15 protein-coding genes are annotated in these 22,194 nt (G+C 52.0%); 12 read left to right on the plus strand and 3 right to left on the minus strand.

Translation table 11 applies throughout. The features are described from left to right. Positions 1 to 233 precede the first annotated feature (233 nt). Together adhE and EHSB41UT_RS04145 are read left to right on the plus strand one after the other, a co-directional pair. Positions 234 to 2,924 (plus strand): bifunctional acetaldehyde-CoA/alcohol dehydrogenase, encoded by a 2,691-nt coding sequence (adhE, locus tag EHSB41UT_RS04140; protein ID WP_087107208.1) that lies wholly within the window; start codon positions 234 to 236, stop codon positions 2,922 to 2,924. Positions 2,925 to 3,164: 240 nt separating this feature from the next. Next, a complete protein-coding gene (locus EHSB41UT_RS04145; RefSeq protein ID WP_133060386.1) occupies positions 3,165 to 4,169 on the plus strand; it encodes a hypothetical protein in 1,005 nt (334 codons plus the stop codon). A gap of 97 nt (positions 4,170 to 4,266) precedes the next feature. On the opposite strand, the gene EHSB41UT_RS04150 is transcribed toward EHSB41UT_RS04145, so the two are convergent. Beyond that, positions 4,267 to 4,743 carry a hypothetical protein gene (locus tag EHSB41UT_RS04150; protein WP_087107212.1) on the minus strand — a complete coding sequence of 159 codons (477 nt, stop codon included), beginning with the start codon at positions 4,741 to 4,743 and terminating at the stop codon, positions 4,267 to 4,269. Positions 4,744 to 4,951: 208 nt separating this feature from the next. Here EHSB41UT_RS04150 and EHSB41UT_RS04155 point away from each other — a divergent pair, with 208 nt between their 5' ends. Further along, positions 4,952 to 5,677: a response regulator gene (locus EHSB41UT_RS04155; protein WP_087107214.1), complete on the plus strand. Its 726-nt coding sequence runs from the start codon at positions 4,952 to 4,954 to the stop codon at positions 5,675 to 5,677. Positions 5,678 to 5,685: 8 nt separating this feature from the next. Then, on the plus strand, positions 5,686 to 7,113 hold the full coding sequence (locus EHSB41UT_RS04160; protein ID WP_165767145.1) for an ATP-binding protein: 1,428 nt from the start codon (positions 5,686 to 5,688) through the stop codon (positions 7,111 to 7,113). 12 nt (positions 7,114 to 7,125) lie between these two features. Here the strand turns inward: EHSB41UT_RS04160 and EHSB41UT_RS04165 are convergent, their stop codons facing one another. Continuing rightward, positions 7,126 to 10,032 carry a hypothetical protein gene (locus EHSB41UT_RS04165; protein ID WP_133060387.1) on the minus strand — a complete coding sequence of 969 codons (2,907 nt, stop codon included), beginning with the start codon at positions 10,030 to 10,032 and terminating at the stop codon, positions 7,126 to 7,128. Between the two features lie 257 nt (positions 10,033 to 10,289). Continuing rightward, positions 10,290 to 11,477: an amino acid permease gene (locus EHSB41UT_RS04170; RefSeq protein WP_087107220.1), complete on the minus strand. Its 1,188-nt coding sequence runs from the start codon at positions 11,475 to 11,477 to the stop codon at positions 10,290 to 10,292. A gap of 596 nt (positions 11,478 to 12,073) precedes the next feature. Here EHSB41UT_RS04170 and EHSB41UT_RS04175 point away from each other — a divergent pair. The 8 genes from EHSB41UT_RS04175 (at position 12,074) to EHSB41UT_RS04210 (ending at position 22,194) form a co-directional block, all read left to right on the plus strand. Continuing rightward, on the plus strand, positions 12,074 to 13,573 hold the full coding sequence (locus EHSB41UT_RS04175; protein ID WP_087107222.1) for a DnaJ domain-containing protein: 1,500 nt from the start codon (positions 12,074 to 12,076) through the stop codon (positions 13,571 to 13,573). A gap of 66 nt (positions 13,574 to 13,639) precedes the next feature. Beyond that, complete coding sequence (locus tag EHSB41UT_RS04180) at positions 13,640 to 15,202, plus strand: metallophosphoesterase (protein ID WP_087107224.1); 1,563 nt, start codon at positions 13,640 to 13,642, stop codon at positions 15,200 to 15,202. Between the two features lie 300 nt (positions 15,203 to 15,502). Continuing rightward, the gene (locus EHSB41UT_RS04185; RefSeq protein WP_087107226.1) at positions 15,503 to 16,375 is read left to right on the plus strand and encodes an inositol oxygenase family protein; all 873 of its coding nucleotides are present in this window, start codon (positions 15,503 to 15,505) and stop codon (positions 16,373 to 16,375) included. 139 nt (positions 16,376 to 16,514) lie between these two features. Then, positions 16,515 to 17,576 carry a DUF2804 domain-containing protein gene (locus EHSB41UT_RS04190; protein ID WP_087107228.1) on the plus strand — a complete coding sequence of 354 codons (1,062 nt, stop codon included), beginning with the start codon at positions 16,515 to 16,517 and terminating at the stop codon, positions 17,574 to 17,576. Between the two features lie 110 nt (positions 17,577 to 17,686). Beyond that, complete coding sequence (locus tag EHSB41UT_RS04195) at positions 17,687 to 17,953, plus strand: nicotinamide mononucleotide transporter (protein ID WP_087107230.1); 267 nt, start codon at positions 17,687 to 17,689, stop codon at positions 17,951 to 17,953. Positions 17,954 to 18,074: 121 nt separating this feature from the next. Then, the gene (locus tag EHSB41UT_RS04200) at positions 18,075 to 18,599 is read left to right on the plus strand and encodes a general stress protein (RefSeq protein WP_087107952.1); all 525 of its coding nucleotides are present in this window, start codon (positions 18,075 to 18,077) and stop codon (positions 18,597 to 18,599) included. A 482-nt stretch (positions 18,600 to 19,081) separates the two neighbouring features. Beyond that, positions 19,082 to 21,214 carry an ABC transporter substrate-binding protein gene (locus EHSB41UT_RS04205; RefSeq protein WP_242667233.1) on the plus strand — a complete coding sequence of 711 codons (2,133 nt, stop codon included), beginning with the start codon at positions 19,082 to 19,084 and terminating at the stop codon, positions 21,212 to 21,214. A gap of 2 nt (positions 21,215 to 21,216) precedes the next feature. After that, complete coding sequence (locus tag EHSB41UT_RS04210) at positions 21,217 to 22,194, plus strand: ABC transporter permease (RefSeq protein ID WP_087107234.1); 978 nt, start codon at positions 21,217 to 21,219, stop codon at positions 22,192 to 22,194.

The following is a 22,194-nucleotide window of genomic DNA, read 5'->3' on the forward strand; positions in this document are numbered from 1 at the left end:
CAGCCATTGCCAGCCCTATAATCACCTCAAACAAGGCAAAAGGGACGCATCAAAACACCCTTTAATGCCCGACATTAACTAGCGAAAAACATCAAAAACCAAAAACGCACGCACTTACAACAGATGCTATCAGCCGACCGCAAAACCTGCATTCAAGGCTTCTGCCATCTGGCGTGCTGTGATCCTTATCTTTTACCAATGGGTCTCATATACAGTACCCAGAGGGAGGTTGTATGCCTGTCAAAACGCTTGATGACTTGAATGATTTGGTAGCCCGGGTAAAAACAGCACAGCGTGAATTCGCTAATTACTCCCAGGAGCAGGTTGATAAGATTTTTCGTGCGGCATCACTTGCTGCCAACACCGCCCGCATCCCTCTGGCCCAGATCGCTGTTGAAGAAACCGGAATGGGTATTGTTGAAGACAAGGTGATCAAGAACCACTTCTCTTCCGAGTTTATTTACAACAAATATAAAGATGAAAAGACCTGCGGCATTCTTGAAGAGAATGATGAATTCGGCACCATGACCATTGCCGAACCGGTGGGCATTATCTGCGGTATTATTCCAACTACCAACCCCACCTCAACCGCCATCTTTAAATCCCTGATTTCCCTGAAAACCCGTAACGCTATTATTTTCTCTCCACACCCTCGCGCGAAGAACTCCACCAACACTGCAGCAAAGCTGGTTCTGGATGCCGCCATCGCAGCCGGAGCCCCCAGAGATATTATTGGCTGGATTGACGAACCGTCTGCCGAGCTCTCCAATGCCCTGATGAAGCATAACGATATCAACCTGATTCTCGCGACCGGTGGCCCGGGCATGGTGCGGGCGGCCTATTCCTCAGGTAAACCAGCTATCGGTGTGGGTGCCGGTAACGTTCCGGTGGTAATTGATGAAACCGCCGATATCAAACGGGCGGTTGCCTCAGTACTGATGTCCAAGACTTTTGATAACGGTGTCGTCTGTGCCTCTGAGCAGGCGGTTATTGTGATGGACGAAGTCTACGACGAGGTGAAAGCCCGCTTCGCTTCCCACAAATGCCATATCCTGACGGCTAAAGAGGCCGACAAGGTGCGTGATGTTCTGTTTATCAACCATGCCCTGAACGCCGATATTGTTGGCCAGCCTGCCGTCAAAATTGCAGACATGGCAGGCGTGACCGTGCCTGCCGATACCAAGGTTCTGGTCGGTGAAGGCCAGGAAGTGACGGCTGACGACGTTTTTGCCCACGAGAAGCTGTCACCAACACTGGGCATGTTCCGCGCAAGCTCTTTTGAAAATGCCGTTGAACAGGCGGTACGGATGGTGGAGATCGGTGGCATTGGTCACACCTCCGGCATTTATACCAATCAGGATGTTAATCAGGATCGCATTCGTTACTTCGGCGACAAAATGAAGACCGCCCGTATTCTGGTCAACATCCCAACGACCCATGGCGGTATTGGTGATCTCTATAACTTTAATGTTGCGCCTTCCCTGACTCTGGGTTGCGGCTCCTGGGGCGGTAACTCCATTTCCGAGAACGTGGGCCCGAAACACCTGATCAATACCAAGACCGTCGCCAAGCGTGCTGAAAATATGCTGTGGCACAAGCTGCCCAAGTCCATTTACTTCCGCCGTGGCAGCCTGCCTATCGCACTGGGTGATCTGGCCGGGAAGAAGCGGGCCATGATTGTCACCGACCGCTACCTGTTCAATAACGGCTATGCCGATGACGTTACCACCCTGTTAAAAGCTCAGGGCATGGAAGTGCAGACCTTCTTTGAAGTGGAAGCTGATCCAACACTGGCGGTGGTGAGAAAAGGGGCGGAAGCCATGAACAGCTTCCAGCCGGATGTGATTATCGCCTTTGGTGGTGGTTCACCTATGGATGCTGCCAAAATAATGTGGGTTCTGTACGAGCATCCGGAAACCAGCTTTGAAGAACTGGCGATGCGCTTTATGGATATTCGCAAGCGGATCTACAAGTTTCCAAAAATGGGCGTGAAGGCTGAACTGGTCTGCATTACCACCACCTCCGGTACAGGTTCCGAGGTCACGCCTTTTGCTGTGGTCACCGATGAACAGACCGGCACCAAGTACCCACTGGCCGATTATGAACTGACCCCCAACATGGCCATCGTGGATGCCAACCTGGTCATGAATATGCCGAAGTCTTTGACGGCCTTCGGTGGTTACGATGCGGTGACCCACGCCCTGGAAGCCTATGTTTCCGTGCTGGCCAATGAGTATTCCGATGGGCAAGCACTGCAGGCACTGAAACTGCTCAAGGAGTATCTGCCATCCAGCTATGCAAACGGTGCCAATGATCCGATTGCCCGGGAAAAAGTCCATAATGCCGCAACACTGGCCGGCATTGCGTTTGCCAATGCTTTCCTTGGTGTGTGTCATTCCATGGCTCACAAGATCGGGGCGGAGTTTGACCTGCCACACGGTCTGGCCAATGCCCTGCTGATCTGTAACACCATTCGCTACAACGCCAATGACAACCCAACCAAGCAGACGGCTTTCTCCCAGTACGATCGCCCTCAGGCCCGTCGTCGCTATGCGGAAATTGCCGAACACCTTGGTCTGGCGCAAGCCGGTGATAGAACCGCCCAGAAGATTGAACGCCTGCTGAACTGGCTGGAAGAGCTGAAGACTACGCTGCATATCCCAGCCTCTATAAAAGAAGCCGGGGTTAACGAAGCGGACTTCCTGAACAGCCTGGACAAGCTGTCTGTGGATGCATTTGATGATCAGTGCACCGGCGCCAACCCTCGTTATCCGCTGATCACAGAGCTGAAAGACGTGCTGCTGGCCTCTTACTACGGCAAGCCCTTTATTGAAGGGGAGTCCTTTGAAGGCACAACCGTCATCAAAAAGGCGGCCGACCGTAACAAGCCCAAGCCCCGCCTGAAAGAGGTAACCGCCGCATGATTACCGTCGTATCCTGACCATTGCCCCAATCAAGCCCGCCTACTGCGGGCTTGATTTTACAATCTCCGGCACAGCCATAACGCACTGTCACCGACAGACACATGCTGTTTTCTATCCACTCGACGGGCAACAAAAGACTACCGATTGCCATCAAGCCCTCACGCTTCATCCACAGCGCTCACCTAAGCAATAGCTATATTGTCTCGCTTGGTCATTCTCAGACTCACAGGCAGGGCGTTCATGGACAAAAGGCATTCGCAACGATTAACAACAACTCCTTTTATGCGTCGGGTATTTCTGGTGCTACTCCAGGTCTGCATTGTCTTGCCTTTTAGCCATGCACAGGCTGAAGAGAGCAAGCGCACAGCAGCCTCGATAGAAGCTTCCAACAAAGTCCTGGCCAATATCTTTGGGATTGAACTGATGGGTAATGATCAATCTGATCCTCTTATCGTCGATGCCGTTAAAGATATCCTGACCAATACACTGGACAGGAACAAAGACGGCTTACCGGATAATCCTGAACTGGCCGAATTCACAGCTCAAGCAAGGTTTAAAGCCCTGATTTTATCCCGTCCTGATGCCATTAAGCTGGATAGGAACGATAGCTATGTACACGAAGACAATATGGTGTGGGTATTCAATGATTTCCTGAGCATGGACTCCTACCTCATATCCGCTCAAGGTATTCTGGATGGCTCCTACACCTCCTATTTACGCTTTAAGAAAGCCAATGGAGATGCTGTCGCTGAAGCGGAATTGAATGATCTGGCACTGGCTCTGGGGGAAATACATGACAGCGCTCTTCGACTGAAGGCTGGTGATGATTTCGTTGAAGATACTCAGGATACGAGTGATGACACTGAGAAGGTGATCGACAGGCATTTCTATTACATTTTCTTTGCCCAGCTGGCATCCGCAGGATATATCCCGAAAATTCTGGAACGGCGGATTGAGAGTTTCCAGAAAACCATCGAGGCAGCCTCAGAGCTGACCGGTAAAGAGTACAGCTACAACCTGTCTTCCACCCTGACGCCCTGGTTCCACCAGTGGAAAGATGTCAGCAAAGAGACTTTGAGACTCCATGCCCCACGGCTGATTGACTGGTTGGATAGACACCACTTACAGCTGCCGGACATCGACCTGAACAGAATTCCGGTGATCGCAGAGGATATGACAAAGAGGGAACTAAAAAGACTTGAAGAGGTTTCCTCAAGTTACGAGGTTATCAGCCAGCCTGAATAATTGGTTCTGGGCTTTCTGTTTAGGTCATACAATTTAGGGGCTGTCACAGCAACAGCCCCTCACACTCTCAGCTCTCAATCTTTATACGGGCTGATCGTTATCCGTTCTTGCCCATCCGCTGCTGACGGTATTTCTCACGCTCTTCCATACGCTCAACCATTTGCAGTGGCAGGCCGTTCTTGGCCAGTTCCAGGGTGTCTACCAGATCGCCGGACTTCACAGTTACGATACTAACGCTGTAACCATCACTGGTCGGCTTCACTTCACCCACTTTGATATTTTCGTTACCGTGCATAATCAGGCGGGCTTCAGCCAGAGTCGTTACCTGTTCAGCTGTCAGTTCACGATCAAGGCGTTCCTGCCACCGGTCCATGCCACCGCGCATACCGGCACCATGGAAGCCACCCATATCACAGCCGCCGTTCTGCATCTGGTGGTAGCCACGTCCATCGCGATGACCACGACCTTCACCATCGTTGTTACCCCAGCCCCATGCCATGGCACCGCCGGCAAAAGTCATTGTGGTAGCAATAACAGCAACCTGACCAATCTTTCCGAAACCTGACTTTTTCATTTTAACTCTCCTTGCCTTCGGGCATTTCGTTCAGGCTAAATTAAACACCCGTCTTGTACTGAGAGTATCTTGCAGAAGAGTAAGAGTGTGTGAAGATGTCGCAGCAATGTAAAAACGACTTTTACCGTGCCCAACTTTGCTACAACATCCAGGCAGCCAAATCCATATAATGGGCACAAAGTTAGGCTCTAGGGCGTGTTGAGGTTTTATGGAAAACAATGAACACATTCTGGTGGTTGATGATCACCATGAAATCCGGGATCTGCTCGGACAATACCTGAGCCGCCATGGTATGCGCGTTACGCTGGCCATGGACGGTGTCAGTATGCGTGAAGCACTGAACGAACACGACGATATCAATCTGATTGTTCTGGATCTGATGATGCCGGGCGAAGACGGTCTCAGCCTGTGTCGTCATGTCCGCAGCATTGATGGCCCGCCTATTATTATGCTCACAGCCATGGGTGAAGAGGCTGATCGTATTGTCGGTCTGGAGATGGGTGCAGATGACTATATCAGCAAGCCGTTCAGCCCGCGGGAACTGCTCGCCCGCATCAAGGCGGTTCTGCGTCGTTCCAGCCGCTCCAGCCAAAAAGAAGAAAGCTCAGAAGACAGTGATCGCCTGCGCTTCGACCGCTGGGTACTGGATAACAACCTGCGCCAGCTGGAAGACGACAGTGAACTGGTTATTCCTCTGAGCACCGCGGAATATCGTCTGCTGTCCGCCTTCACCAACAACCCTCGTCGGGTATTGAGCCGCGATCAGCTGCTTGATATCACCCAGGGGCGGGAAGCCATGCCATTTGACCGCAGTATTGATAACCAGGTCAGTCGTCTGCGCAAGAAGGTAGAAGTGGATCCCAAGAACCCGACACTGATCAAAACAGTGTGGGGCGGTGGTTACATGCTCACTGCGGAAGTTGTCGCGGGATGAGGGGTGGAATGCGTAAATTTTCCCTCCGTAGAATTCCGCTTCTTCCCAGAAGCATGACGGCTCAGATGGTGCTGGTTGTTTTACTGGCACTTCTGGTCGCCCAGATTATTACCGCCATCATCCTGTTTGATGCTCACAAAGCCAACTTCTATCACAGTGCCCAGGGGCAGGCGATTCAACGGACAGTCCTGCTGGCACAAAAGCTGTCGAAGTCTCCGGCAATTCTTCATGGCGCTATGGTTGATGCCGCCAGCACTCCGCTATCCCGCTACAGCATAACCCTGCGTCCTGTATTGAAGGATCGGGGCAGCTTCCATGAGTGGCGCGGAGGTATTTCCCGGCGTATCGAAAAATTCCTCGGCCCGGGATTCCACGACAAGGTCAGAATACAGATCACCACCCATGAGCGCCGTAAGACCTGGGATGAAGTCTGTACCATAAACCCGCTGACCAATGAGGAGTCCTGTCGTCCGATTCCCCGCAAGCGCGGAAATGAGCAGGATACCGAATTCACCGCCATGTCCATCCAGCTCCCGGACAAGACCTGGCTGAATCTGGTGGCAGAAGCTCCGGCGATGGAACCTCTGGCAGCCCGCCAGACCATCATTTTCCTGATTGTCGCATCAGGTCTGGTTTTGGTCGCCATGACCATCATGGTACGGCGTATCACCCGACCACTGCGAGCCATGTCCATCGCCTCCAATCGTCTGGGCCGTGGTGAAGATGTTGAGCCGCTGCCGGAAGAAGGCCCCGACGACGTACGTCGTGCCACCCGCGCCTTTAACCGGATGAACCTGCGCCTCAAGCGGTTCGTGGAAGACCGGACCAATATGCTGGCCGCCATTACCCACGACCTGCGCACTCCGATTACCACGCTGCGTCTGCGGGTCGAACTGCTGGATGACAGTGTCGAGCAACAACAGTTGCTGGCCACGCTGGATGAGATGCAGCACATGGTGGAAGCAACGCTGACCTTCGCCCGGGAAAATGCCGATAAGGAGCCATCCAAAAAGGTCAATCTGGATGCCCTGCTCGACAGTACCTGTGAAGATCTGGTGGAGATTGGTCTGGATGTCAGTTACGAGGAAGGTCCGGATATCGTGACGATCTGCCGGCCGCTAAGCCTGCGTCGTGCACTTCGTAACTTAATTGAGAACGCGGTGAAATATGGACAGCGAGCCCATGTTTCTCTTGGTCGCGACAGTCAGAATATCCTGATCACCATTGACGACGATGGCCCTGGAATGGACGAAAAGGATATGGATCGGGTCTTTGAACCTTTTGTCCGGCTGGAAGACTCCCGCTGCCGGGAAACCGGAGGTATCGGGCTGGGTATGGCCATTGCCCGAAATATTATCCACGCCCACGGCGGTGATATCGCACTGAGTAACCGTGAAGAAGGCGGGCTGCGCATTACTATCAGCCTGCCGGCCTGAGCGGGAGACTGATTACTCAGTCTCGGCCTGCGGCTTTTCTTTGAACTCGACTTTTAATCGTTCCACTGCAGCCTGCCACCATGTGGCAGGCTTTTCATTCATAGCCGCTTCCAGAGCTTCCGGAGTCAGGGCGGCTTTGAGCCCATCCTCATACTCTTTCCGCAACATCAGTATCGCTGCCGTACGATCAGTGTGTGAGATACGCTGCTTATCATAGAATGCGGTTCTGTCCTTTAACTTCTGCTTGTAAGCCGCTTCCAGCTCCTTGGTAATCTCATTGCGCAGCCCTTTCTCGATCGCCAGAGCCCGATAGTGCAGCTTCTCCTCATCCTGACGACCATCCGCAACCAGAATCACACCATCAGAACCCAGCATTTTTTCATGCTTCTGATACTGGGCCGCGGCCAGGCTATAGAGGCGATGCCGGCGGAATACATCCAATCCCTGCTCATCCGGCACCGGCTCGTTAGGTACCTTGGGAAAGTTGATAGTGGCATAGGTTTTATCATCCCCGGCATGGGTCAGTGCCACCATTAACGGCTTCTTCACTTCCCGCCCCATCGTGGCCACATGTTCAAATATTTTATGTTCCAATGACTGCGCCGCTTCCTGCTCTTTCACAAAGTCCTTAAATGCTTCGTCATCTGTGAAAGAGTCGGTATTGGAAGCTGGCTTGTAGGTACGAATATCAGCACACCAGATCAGGTTATCCGCTTTTCTCAAAGCCTTAAGCAGGCGGCCATGCTTCATATCAACAATATCTTCCGCCTGATCACCGGTATCCCCCACCAGAATCTCGACAAACTCCACGGGCTCATCAATACCCTCTACAGCGGTGGGCTCGTACTTCCGACGGATAAAGTCCGGAGCATTGGGGTCAGCTGCAGCTCCCTTTCTGGCCGGAAGAGTTCCGGCCAGCTGTTTCATAAAGGCGCGGTTCCCTTCCCGATCCCGGCCCATAACAACTATTCGTCTTGTTTTGTGCGCCCCTGAGACAACAAGCTCCGGACTGGCTTCCGGCTGTGAAACAACACTGGTTGTCGCGGACTCTGAAGTTTTGTCTGAATCGTCAGGTTCACTGCTGTCATCATCACCACTGCTTCCGGGGGCCTCATTGTCCACAGAAACCTTCTTTGCGGAGGAGTGTTTTGAAGCAGCCTCCCTATGATCCGATGACTGCCGCGATTGGGAACTTTCACTGACAGAATCAATCTCAGAAGCCCCATCACGGCTGACCATGACAGATTGAGCCTTCGTCGAGGACAATGTGGCGGCACTGGACTGTACGGATCCACTCGACGGTTCCCCATCGGATGAATGTGAAGACGATGTCAGGCTTTCATTGCTTTGTTTAGCGCTGGGTTCAGAGCTGGCCGAAGATTCTTCCGCGTCAGACGAAGCAGCACCACCGCTATCAAAATTGGCCTGCATTAATTGCCGGCGCATCCTCTTCAGATCCTTCGGACTGCACTTATCTTTGGACTCGGGATGCTCTTGCATCCGACTGGCCAGCCGACGTGTTCCCCATTCAAAGGCTGACCGATAGGCGGTCGAGCGTAACACCCCGGCACCCAACTTCCATAAACCTCTGGCAGGAACCGGAGTGCGATAACCGTTCAAAGACTTCAGCGCACGCCGGGTAATATCATCAAAGAGAGTGCTGGTATCCAGATAGAGGTCTGGCAACTCAAAGCTTTGATGGTAGTGAGAGTCCACAACCACACCGCCAGACTCACCGGACGAAACGGCAAACAACATATCTCCGGCAGAAATCGGATCATCTCCGGAAATATATACTGGCAGCACACGACTACCGGTCAGAGCAGCAACCACCTCTGCAAGAATATCCACATGCAAAGGGTTAATAACCTGTCGGCCAGACGAATCAATCTGCTTCTTTTGTAACAGCGTGGTCCACCATATAGAACGGGAACCTACACCGTAATGCCCGGGAATATTATAGAGCCGGCTGCTGCGCCCGCCTTTCCAGTACCGGGCCCAGAGTTTGAGCTGGCCGTTATCCATATCCGGATAGATATGAACCCGCTCCACGCCCTCTTCACGAGCCCAGCGCCTCAGGTTCAACAGCTCTTCTTCCAAATCATTGCTGGCCACCGGGGTATGCAGACGCCAGGGAAATTCGAGTGATAACCAGGGCTGTCCGGTATCCGGCGAGTAGTTGTGATCCGGGATGTGGTAATACAGCGTTACGGCTTCACACAAATTGCTGTTAAGGCAGGTAAACTTGCGCACACCGCTGATACCCGGCTGCAGCTGGCGAGAAATATCCGGCCAGGTTTCTTTCAACAGCCAGGCATGGGAAAAGACATAACGCATCAGATAGGCAGGCACTGTTCCCATCCGTTCCTGTCCGGCCCAGGCCACCACACTCAAGGCTGAACGTAAGGCAAGGTCTTCCCAACTTTGGCTGGTGAGAGCATCAACCCCAAGATCGGAGGCCAACAATCCGTAATTTTGCAGAAACGGGCCGGCTTTATTATTCAGCAAAGACTGTAAGGTAGTGCGGCCATAGGCAGAAAGCGCCATCATCGAGAGCGCTGCCCCACCGGCCAGAGCTTCCTGTTTTAGCTGGTCTGCAGCCCAGACACCCCAGCCATAGGCTGAATCACGGAAAGACAGTTGTTTGTCTGCTGGCAGGCTGGAGATAAAGTTTCTACGAACGCTATCCACATCCCGAATCTGAAGATCCTGATAGATCTGTTCCAGCTGCACGACCGGAGGAGCCGATACATCCGGCGTATCTGTAAGCAGGTCATCTTCAGAAGGTTGAGGCAACGCTTCATCCAGAGCTTGATGAAGCTGCTCATCACTCAGCTCTATCATCGCCTCCGATGAAGGCTGGTCAGCCATCACCGGAGCACAAACAATAGCTGCGGCCAATAGCCACAACGGGAGCAATACTCTCCCCGGATATTCCCCCCGGAATACTTTCGACAATCTGATCCGCACTGCAAGGCTCCATACGGTGCAAGGCAATCCCCGGTGTACGGAAAGCGAAATCAGCTGTTTAAAGCCTTCGCCCTGCCCGCCCCTCTTGCCTGTCCATTACCTGAGTAACAGAAAGCAGCCTCCTTGGTGAGACTGCCCTCAGGTTTATTCAGTTATGGCTGTTGCTGTTGTAGTGCGAAATAAAGTAGTCAAACAAATGCGAAACGTCAGGAAATCCCACCCAGCATGCCCGTGGCAATGCCAATCTGGGAGCCGGCAATCAGAATACCGCCCACGACCACAATGATCAGGGATGGAGAAAAACGCTTCTCAGTGCGTACCTTCCAGACCATGGCAGCCGGAAGGAAAGCAGCTAGAAATACCAGAGCCAGAGCTGCATAGCCCAATGCGGCGACAAAGCTGCCCGGGGCCAGAATCGCGATAGCCAGCGGTGGCAGGAAGGTTACAGAGATAGCAGGAGCCCGGCCTTTGATCTGACGGCCTTCACAGGCTTCCAGCAGGTAGTCGTACAGACCCAGTGCCACACCCAGGAAGGAAGTCACCAGTGCCAATGCCGCGAAACCGGCCACAGCAGTAGAGATCCAGCCAATACCAGTGTGAGCCGCCAGGCCACCCACCATACCCGCAACCGGGTCACCAGCGGAGACGGCCGTCATGCCTTCACTGCCCAGCACACCATTCACTATCAGCTGCCAGAACAGGTACAGAACCACAGGAAGCAGACTGCCCATGATTACCGCACGGCGCACACTGGTGTGACAGCTGTCCATGTAACGGCCAATAGAAGGGACAACCACGTGGAAGCCAAAGGAGGTGTACAGCACCGGCAGAGTTGCCAGAATGACACCGGCCGTCAGATCAGCAGGTTCAAATTCCAGGTGAGCCGGTTCAACGGATGGGCTCAGCACTGCCAGTACCACGGCCAAAGCCACCAGCATCAAAGGGAACAGAATACGGTTGATGCCATCCACACGGCGGGTACCGGCACTGACAATAAAGGCGGTAATCGCGGTCACAATCAAAGCCGCTACTGTGCTGTGCAGCTGCACATCAAACAGCACCCGGGCTGCCAGTTGCAGCTGCGAGCTGCAGCCGCTGATGTAGGCCGCACAAAGAGCGTAGTAGAGGAACATACTGGAACCGGCAGAGACAAACTGTCCCTTACGACCAAGCAAGGTTCCGGCCATACCATGCAGGCTGGTATCTTCAGGGCAGGCGTTAGCTGCCTCAGCCATTAACAGGCCACCGGCAGCCGATACGGCCCAAACCAGCAGCATCAGCATAACGGACATGCCCAGACCAACGGATGTCGTAATCAGTGGCAAAGCCAGCATACCGGCACCAATCGTTGTGCCAGCTACAATCAGGGTACTTCCCAACAAGCGATTTTTCATAATGTCCCAGCAATCATTGTTATAAGTCGAAAGTAATAAACAGCTGTCGTCGACAGGCGCTATCAAGGCTGGGATTAAGGGGGATATATGGAGAGAAACTTTCAGTGCTTTTTCAGCTGTGTGCCATCCAAACCCTTATCCTCGAACCCGGGATAAGCGCCAGTGGCAAAGCTGCGTTAAGGTTTTATCAGCTAGCCACCGGCGGCGGTAAACTGATAGTAATAAGACACTGAAATGGTCATGCTCTAATCGTTCTGTAAAGGGAAATCTAAAGTCGTATTTATAAAATACAGATACTCAAACGACACCGCACTAGGTATAAACCGAAGTGCAAAGCTATAAGCTGAAATCTTATTATTACCGTTTTTTCCACAACTTCTGTGGATAAGTCTGTTGGTTGTTCTGTTAAATTTTCAAATTTTGTAGAACCACCATGGGATGGCGCAAACTGTCTATTTTTTAACCAGCCACATTTCTTAATCCCTGCACTCTTATAACGACAATGTCAGCCCGTCTGTCATGTCGGTATCGTCTCGGAACTCTCTTCCTGCCACCACACACTAACCTCCATCACCCCTCTTTCTATTGGCAGGATCATGGCGACACACTACGAATTGCGCTGCCGCGGCACGAGTGAACGCGATGTGCATACCAACCCTGCCAGGGGCGAAAGTCTCGGGTCTGTTATCCCTTCATCCAAAAACTTTTCAGGTCGTAAAACCACCAAAGGAAAAGGGCGGATGATGTACACACCGGATTCAAGTGAAGGTTCCAGCTTCCAGTCTGAACAGAGCCTCTCTGGCATGAGGGTTACTCGTTCACTGCACGCCTGCCTTTGCCAAAGCCTCTCCCTCCCCCCTTTGCCCATGAACCGGGCACAGGTCGATCTCTACCATCGTTTTACCCTGGAGCTGGCAAGCACAGATCCGGAGATTTATCAGGCTTTAGAATCAGCCACACTGGATAACCGGTTTCCCATGTACCGCTCACCCAGTCCGCAATATTGCCCGCTTAGTATGCCTCTGGAAGACGCCAAACTGCTGGCAAACAGCAAACTCGGCATGCTGGATGCTTTTGTCAGTGAATGGAAAGCGAAAACCCAACAACTGAAGCGAGATACCAATCAGCACATCAGTGCACTGGCCAAACAATATGCCTACATCCTCGTGCAGAACGTCAAACTGTTTAATCAGGAATACCCCGATAAAAATATCCCTGAGCCCTCTGGCTATAACTATGACTCCTTGCAGGAAAGCGATCCCTCAGATGAGGACGAATGTTGCAATGCCCGATCAGGTCGCCGTATAGGAAAGCGAAGACGATTAAGACACAGAGGGTCTGTAAAGCACCATCGCAGAAACAACGATACAGAAGAAACCTCAGCTGCAACCTCCAAAGCGGTGCAGACTTACTCAGGTCCTAAAGATTCCGGCAAAGACAGCCATAAACGTTTATCCGATGCAGCACTGGAAGCCTTCCTTGATCTGTTTGAGATGCAGACGGATCTGTGGATTAGCTATATCTCAGGAATGGGCGAGCTGGATCGCAAAAAATCATGGCCTGGCCGCGAGGCTGAAGCTATCTCGACAACTTACCACCAGCTCCCCAAGACATACGAAGTCAGCCCTGATGATGCAGACGAGCTGAGGGAAACCCGTTCGATTCTGCACGAGTTACACGCTCAGCTCTGTGACCCGGAATGGATTGAGAGGGTGAATGAGATCCAGAGCAGCTGGTCTAATGCTTATCAGGCAAGTACTGATAAAGTGATGGAGATAATAGGCTCACTCTCCCGGGATCTTAAGGAGATGGGGGAAAGAATGTTCCGCTCAACAACATTTGGGTACTTCTCATCATCAGTGCCGTATAGCCAGGCAGAAATCACCATGGCCTATCGTGATCTTGAACTGCCCCAGGATGCCAGTCTTCAAGAGATCAACAGGCAGTACCGCAAGCTGGCCCGCCAGTATCATCCTGATAAGGTTTATATCCATCACGATGACCAGAACTACCAGCCGACTCAGGCAGACCGAGACAGATGGGATCGCATTCTCTCCGCCTTTACCAAGCTTTCTGCACATAAAAAAGCATCCTGATTACCCGCCGGCCTGACGGGTATCGACTAGGCTGTCTCCTCCATTCCCACAACACCTGCCTGAAATATGAAAGCATCGACTGTTTTTTGCCGTACCCCTCTGGCTGCATCTGCTCTCTGTCTCAGTCTTACCCTGTTTGCATCCACAGACATTATTGCCAATACACCGCCACCCGCCCAAGCCTGTGAAAAAGGCCAGGTCTTTTACGACAGTGTTCCCAAACAACATAACTCCTACTTCCGCAATATGCTCGATTGGCTGGAAAACACTACGCTCGATAAACAACAGCAGGCGGATATAGACAACTTCTGGCAGGAGCTGGTCACCCGGGAGGAAAAACTGCGCAATTTTATCGACAATGCTGACTCGGTAGACAGCCCTGAGCTGGATGAACATGCCCAGTCACTCTTTGTTCTGAATCATATTCTTCCGGACATCAGTGCTGGTCTGAAACACAAACTCAATATGCCCTGCACCTCGATTCTGAAGAGTGAATACCAGAAAGTGATGGGGACACATCACGAAACTCTGGAGCAAAAGCTGAAAGACTTCTCATTCCACGATCTACCGATCAGCGGTTTTCTGGATCAGGAAGGTAATCTGTACAACCCAGCCAAATACTCCCAGCTGGATCCTGGCTGGAGTACGGCTCTCGCCTATTACATCGGTTATAAAACAGGGTTTATCCAGAAGGCACCGATGAATCAGCCAGCCTATCTGGATCTCAGTGATAGAACGGATATCTCCATTTTAGTGGTTGGCGACTGGGGCACGGGGTACTGGACCGATGGAACCGACCCAAGCCCGGCCCAGATGGTTATGAACGCCATGCAGCAGCATCAGGCGACCATAGCCATACATCTGGGGGATGAGTATTACGCAGGAACACGCTACACCATGGATGGTCATCCGGGCGAAGAGGCCTTTAATTTCACTTCACTGTGGGATCCCGGCACCGAATACTCTTTCGCTTTGGGTTCAAACCATGGCATGTACGACGGTGAGAACGGATTGCGTTACCTGACACTGGAATCGCCAAAGTTTGCCGCCCAGAACAAAAGCACAACCTTCGCCATTGAGCTGTCCGACTGGATTATTGTTGGTCTGGATACCGCTCGAAACGATCCAAGCACACTCTTCCAGGATGGTGCACTTGATCCTGTGCAGGGAAAGTTTCTGAAGAAGATGGGAGAAAAGGGCAAAAAGCTGTTACTGCTGACCCACCATACCGCTATAAGCCTTGATGGCAAGAAACAGAATGACCCGCTTTGGAGCCAGGTGAACAAGTATCTGGGACGCCAGCCGGATTACTGGATCTGGGGACATATCCATCAGGGCATTGTCTATTCACCGTCGTCTGCTGCCGGAAAGATGGTTGGTCGCTGCTGGGGACATGGCGCTATTCCGGTTGGAACGGCTAAAGAGCTGCTCCAGAAAGACGGTAGCTGCATTCCGGAGATTTCTTACTATAGTCATACTCCTTACCCCAATCCAGATCGGGAGCAGAAACTGCGTATCCGTAACGGTTATGGTTTGTTGAACTTCTCCGGGGATCAAGTAAATGAGCAGCTGTATGATCAATACGGCAACCTGCAATGGGAAGATGCTCTGAACTTCTCGGACGAGTAATCACACAAGGGCGTGTTGAGGTTTTATGATGCGGCTCAGTGGGACTGGAAGCTGTTCATCGTTAGAAAGGCTTGTGAGAATCGTAGTTGCCCTACATTAAGCAAGCCTGACGCAACGAGGGACGGCTTCCATGGCGTCGTTGCAGCGATTTGAAAGAGAACCCCATTTCTTTAAAAAAGGGGTCTTCATCGCTGCACCGGTTTGCCCCCTTGCGGGGTAGCCCTGAAAACTCTCGGGAAAGCTGAGCGCGATCATAAAACCTCAACACGCCCTATAACCGGGGATGCCAGACAAGATATCATGGCTATTACACGACGTGATCTGCTGAGCTATTCACTGGCATCTCCACTGCTTGCCAGCGCGGCAGAAGTACTGGCTGGAACCGCTGACGAGAAAAAGGATTTTCGCGATTTCGCTAATGCCGATGACCGCGTGCAGGCGTTCTACCGGGAACACCATCAAAAGCAGACTCATGCCTTTGCCCTGTTGAAACGCCAACATTACAGCCAGCTTAAGCAGGCTCGTGTTTCCGCATGGGAGATGATGGAACGGCTGGACACCCTTGTAGACGACAGTGATCCGGATATAAGCCTGTCACAGTTTGAGCACTCCTATCAAACCGCAGAAGCTATCCGCAAGGCTGGTTATCCAAAATGGCTGCAACTGACTGGTTTTATCCACGATATGGGCAAGTCTTTGGTGTTCTGGGGTGAGCCCCAGTGGGCCGTTGTAGGTGACTGCTTTCCCACCGGTTTGAAATACAGTCCGACTATTGTGTACCACGAACATCTCGCCCGTAATCCTGACAGTCATACCCCCCGGTTCAATACCAATCTTGGCATCTACAAGCCAGGCATCGGTCTGGACAGTGTTATTATGACCTGGGGGCACGATGAGTATCTTTATCAGGTTTTAAAACAACAGTCCCGCCTGCCCGAAGAAGCCCTTTTTGTTATTCGTTTCCACTCCTGTTATCCACTCCATACCGGCATGGAACCCCGCTACCTGATGCTAATGAACCAGCAGGACTGGAGAAACATGCCTTGGGTGAAAATCTTTAATCGTTATGATCTGTACAGTAAATCTGATGAGGTTCTCAGCCAGAGAGATGACCTGCGGGATTATTATCAGGCACTGACAGAGCACTATATTCCAGGAGTGCTGCGTTGGTAGAAGCCATCTTTTTTTTCTGGCCATAAAGGTGAACTGTCGCTATGGCCATTGTTTTCTGTGCCCAATATTTAAAATAATCGTGGCAAAACAGATGACTCGGAATTACTTTTCCCTTTCCTGATTGGTGCAAATAACAACAATGACCAACACACAGTTCAAGCTCATCGAAAATGGCCGGGTTAAACAGGGCCTTCATTCACAGCCAGTAGATGAGATCAACTTCCGTGATTTTCATCTGCGCACAGCCATGGGGAAAACAGCCGGGGCATTTAAGCGCTGGTTTGGTTTCAATCAATTCCAGTTTGTATCAGCCATCTGTCCAGAGCTGATTGTCGGTGCTGCGATTGTTGATACCCGCATCGCAGTTGTCTCATTCGTGTATATCTATCACACCGCCTCCGGCAAGCTGCACAGCTACCAGTTCAAGGCACCGACCTTCGGTGGCTTTTCCTCCGTGAACCAGACACCGGATAATGGCACCTGGTACTTCCGTCAGGGCCAAAACAGTGTGGAACTCAGCTGCGCCAATAACGAACGCACTCTGACTGTTCGCCTGAAAGATGGCACCTCTGTGGATATGACCTTCCCGATGGAAGAGTTTGATCCGATTCGTCTGGCAACCCGGGTGGATATTAATGGCTTTGCCTACACCCAGAAGATGGCCGGTGTTCCCTGCAAAGGACAAGTCTCCTGCAAGTCCGGCACTTTTGATCTGGAAGAGCTCAAGGCCTGTGCCAGCCTCGACTGGTCGGCAGGCTACCTGCGCCGCCGCTGTTTCTGGAACTGGATCTGCCTGTCAGGACAGATGGACGATGGTCGAGCCATTGGTGTGAACGGTGCCTGTTTCACCAATGAAAGCAGCTTTAATGAAAATGGCTTCTGGGTTGATGGCAAGCTTTATATCCTGCCTGGTATCGCCTTTGACTATGATCCCGACAAGCTGTTTGAGCCTTGGAGCATCTATTCTAATAACCAGCATTCCAACAACACCGTTGAGGGGCAGCACCCAGGCGGCAATAAACTCAATCTGACGTTTTATCCCGAAGGCGCGCAGGTTGAGAAGAATAACTTCATGATTATGGCCAGTAACTTCCACCAGCTGTTTGGACACTTTGAAGGTGAACTGACCACGGCGGATGGCGAAGTGATTACCATCGACAAAATTTATGGCTTTACTGAAGAGCACTACGCCAAGTGGTGATAATGCTGTGGTGACAAAGCAGACATGACAGAGCAGTGGAGGCATATTGATCAGGCATCGTAACCTTTCAATATGCCCCAGAAATACAACAATAGAACTGCGATTTTAAAATGGATTATCTCAATTATTACGGCATCGACTGGATCGCTATGGTTCTTACCTTTCTGGCAATCTGGCAAATCGGAAACAAGAATAAAATTGGCTTCCTGCTCATGATGGGCGGAAATTCCAGCTGGATTGCTATTGGTTATTTGTCTGAAAGTATGGCCATGATTATTGCCAATATCATTTTCTTTTCTATGAATTTGCGGGCCATCATCAAGTGGTCAAAAACCCATGATTCCGCACCTGCGCCAAGCGAACCTCTGAAATCTTAAATGCAATGCCATTGATACAACCCGCATCACCCTGATGCGGGTTTGACTGCCCCCACCCTTCATCTACCTTTACTGCGCGTTATCCCGCCTCCGCAGTCAGACCATGAAGGGAGTTGCTTCCATGGGTACACCCAAAACGTGCGTTGCCATCTACAAGACACATCATGCCGCTGATGATGCTGTTAAACGTCTGCAGAAAGCCGGCTTCGATATGAAAAAAATCTCGGTGGTCGGTAATGATTACCACACGGAAGAGCATGTTGTTGGCTACTACAACACCGGCGATCGAATGAAAGCCTGGGGCAAGATCGGTGCGTTCTGGGGTGGCCTCTGGGGTATCCTGTTCGGTGCCGCCTTCTTTGTGATTCCCGGTATTGGACCGCTGGTTGTTGCCGGCCCACTGGTTGCAGCTATTGTTGGCGGACTGGAAGGTGCTGTTGTCGTGGGCGGTTTAACGGCGATCGGTGCAGGCCTTGCCAGCATTGGCATTCCGAAAGACAGCATCGTTCGTTATGAAGAATCGCTTTCCGCTGGTGAATTTCTGGTGCTGTTCAATGGCCCGGATGAAGATGTCGCTCGCGCCGCTGCCCTGCTGATGCAAGATACTGACCACACAGGTGTAGAGACTCACGAGAAAAGCGCCTGAACAAAAACAATTGATAACGAGCGGTCTATTCTGGCTGCTCGTTTTCATCAGAGATTCAATCCAAGCTCTAGGGTCTGTTGACGTTTTAGGATGCGGCTCAGTGAGACTGGAAGCCGTTCATCGTTAGGAAGGCTTGTGAAAATCGTAGTTGCCCTACATTAAGCAAGCCTGACGCTACGAGGGGCGGCTTCCAGCCTCACCCGAAGGGCTTTCCCGAGAGCTTCCAGGGCGTCGTTGCAGCGATTTGAAAGAGAACCACTATTCCTGCATCGCTGCGCCTAGCCCTGAAAACTCTCGGGGAAGCTGAGCGCGATCATAAAACGTCAACAGTCCCTACCCATAATCTCAACCGGCTTCAAAACTGTCCCCTTCGGACAATCAGTGCCACATTTATTAAATACGGTTGGCTTTCTGGCAGACTCTCTATGCCCCCGACAGGGACAGTAAAACAATTACTCATCGGGCTGATGCTGGTTATGATAATGACCGGCTGCACCGACACGTCCTGGAACAACCCAAACCCGCCAGAGCAACCCGGCGAGACCGTTTACTACGGCAGCTTCTCTACTCGTCTGCAGCATCTTGATCCGGTTCGCTCCTACAGTGCTGAAGAAGCCCTGTTTATCGACCAGATTTACGAAGCGCCCTACCGTTACCATTTTCTGAAACGACCTTATGTGCTGGAACCCGCGCTTGCCAAAGGCATGCCGGAAGTTTCCTATCTGGATAAGCATCTCAAGCCGGTTCCAAGGGACAGCTCTCAGCCGGCTTACAGTGTTTACATCATCACCTTAAAACCGAATATTCGTTATCAACCTCATCCTGCTCTGGCTAAAGATGAGCAGGACAATGCTCTATATCTGTTCAAAGATGAAAGCTCTGCACTGCAGTACAAGACCCTTTATGACTTTCCTCAAAGCGGAACCCGCGAGCTGATAGCCGCCGACTTCGCCTATGGCATCAAGCGATTGGCCGATCCGAAAAATAAATCCCCGCTGCTTGGCTTCCTCTCCAATTACATCGTGGGGATGGAGGACTTCAGCAAAACCGTTATGGCGCAGGATCGGAGTGGCTGGCTTGATTTAAGAACTCTGCCGCTGGAAGGAGTCGAGGTCGTAGACAAGTACACACTGGCTATCCGAATCAAGGGCCTTTATCCCCAATTCCGTTACTGGCTGGCCATGCACTTTTTTGCCCCCATGCCCTGGGAGGCTGACAGATTCTATCACAATCCCGGTTTTCAGAACCGCAATATGACCGTGGACTGGTATCCCATCGGTACCGGCGCCTTCATGATGACCCGCAATGATCCCAACAGTGGCATTACCCTGGAGCGAAACCCCAACTATCGCACCGATCTCTTTCCCTCCGAAGGCGCACCGGGCGACAAAGAGAAAGGCTTTCTCACCGATGCTGGTAAGCCCATGCCTTTTATTGATCGAGCTACCTTTCGGCTGGAAAAGGAGAGCCTGCCCCAATGGTCCAAATTTATGCAGGGCTGGTATGACCGCTCGGGGGATGATGGCGCCAATATCAGCTCCAGCAATTTCGACCGGGCCTTCACGGTGTCCGGCAATGGTGTCGATCTCAGCCAGGAGATGCTCGATCGGGGAATTACTGTCAGTACCGAGCTAAAGCCGTCTATTTATTACTACGGCTTTAATATGAAAGACCCGGTGGTGGGCGGCACGACCGAAGCCAAACGCAAACTGCGTCAGGCCATCAGCATAGCTATCAATACCGAAGAGTTTCTGGAGATCTTTGCTAATGGCCGGGGACAGGCCGCGCAAGGGCCCATCCCTCCCGGGATTCCCGGGTACGTGGAAGGCAAGGCCGGCATTAACCCTTACATCTACGACTGGGTCGATGGCAGACCTCAGCGAAAATCCGTTGAGCAGGCCAAACGTCTGCTGGCCGAGGCTGGCTATCCTAATGGCCGGGATAAGAATACCGGCCAGCCGCTGATTCTTTATCTCGATACCACCGGAGGCGATGCCGGTCCGATCGCCGACTGGCGCAGACGACAGTTTGAGAAGATTGGTATCCAGCTTGAATACCGCACCAGTGACTATGTGCGCTTCAAGGAGAAAATGCGCAACGGCAATACCCAGATGTTTGGCTGGGGATGGCTGGCCGATTATCCCGACCCGGAAAACTTCCTGTTCCTGCTTGATGGTTCCCAGACCAGTGAGAACTGTCAGTGTGATGGTGCCAATACCAGCAATTACGACAACCCGGCATTCAACCTCCTGTTCCAACAAATGAAAGCCATGGACAACAGCCCCGAACGGGAAGCGCTTCTGGCACGTATGGTCGAAATGGTACGAAAGGATGCGCCCTGGTTTAGCGGTTATCACACCAAAGAGTACTACCTGAATAACAGCTGGGTCAGCAATGTGAAGCGTCATGGCATCGCCAAAGATACCTTCAAATATCTAAGGCTGGACACCGCTGAACGCAGCCAGAGGCAAGTGCAATGGAACACACCTGTTGTCTGGCCGCTCATCGCAGGATTGGCCGGAACCGCCATTATTATTTTTCCGGCGATTCGCGCCTACCGCCGCCGGCAGACCCAGACCATCAATAAAAGCACGAGCCAAAGGGGGAACGGCTGACCATGTTTGCCTACATCATCCGGCGGCTGCTCTACGCCATTCCGATTCTGGTTGGCGTTAACCTGATCACTTTCGTGCTGTTCTTTGTGGTGAACAGCCCGGAAGATGTCGCCCGCGCCCATCTCGGCGAAAAATACGTTACCCCACAGGCCATTGAGAACTGGGTGCATGAGAAGGGCTACAACCATCCGCTGATGTATAACGCTGATGCCGATGGCCTGAACCGGATTACCGACACCATCTTCTACCAAAAGTCTCTCAAACTGTTCACCCTGGATTTTGGGCAGGCCGATGATGGCCGGGATATCGCTACTGATGTACTGACGCGTATGGGCCCAAGCCTTGCGCTGGCTATTCCGACGTTTGTTATTGGTATCTGGATCAACATCTGTGTGGCGCTGATTGTGGTGATGTTTCGCGCCACCCATCTGGACAAGGCCGCTGTTGCACTGTTTGTATCGTTGATGTCGATCTCCGGGTTGTTCTACATCATCGGTGGCCAATATATGGTGGCAACCCTGTGGCGGCTGGTGCCGATCTCTGGCTTTGAACCCGGTGCCATGGCCTGGAAGTTCCTGATTCTGCCGGTAGTGATTGGAGTTATTTCTGGTATTGGGTTGGGCGCCCGCTGGTATCGCACGCTGTTTCTGGAAACCGTGGATCAGGACTTTGTTCGTACCGCCCGAGCCAAGGGCGTGAGCGAACTGGGCGTGCTGTTCCACCATGTTCTGCCCAACGCTCTGCTACCGATTCTGACCGGTGTGGTCGTGGTGATTCCCTCGCTGTTTATGGGCAGCCTGTTGATGGAAGCCTTCTTTGGTATTCCGGGGCTGGGCAGCTATATGCTCGATGCCATTCGCGCTCAGGATTTTGCCATTGTTCGCACCATGGTGTTCGTGGGTTCGGTGCTCTATATCCTCGGTCTGATTCTCACGGATATCTCCTACACCATGGCTGACCCACGGGTGAGGTTGAACTGA

This window comes from Parendozoicomonas haliclonae (assembly GCF_900174585.1).
Taxonomy (GTDB): domain Bacteria; phylum Pseudomonadota; class Gammaproteobacteria; order Pseudomonadales; family Endozoicomonadaceae; genus Sansalvadorimonas; species Sansalvadorimonas haliclonae.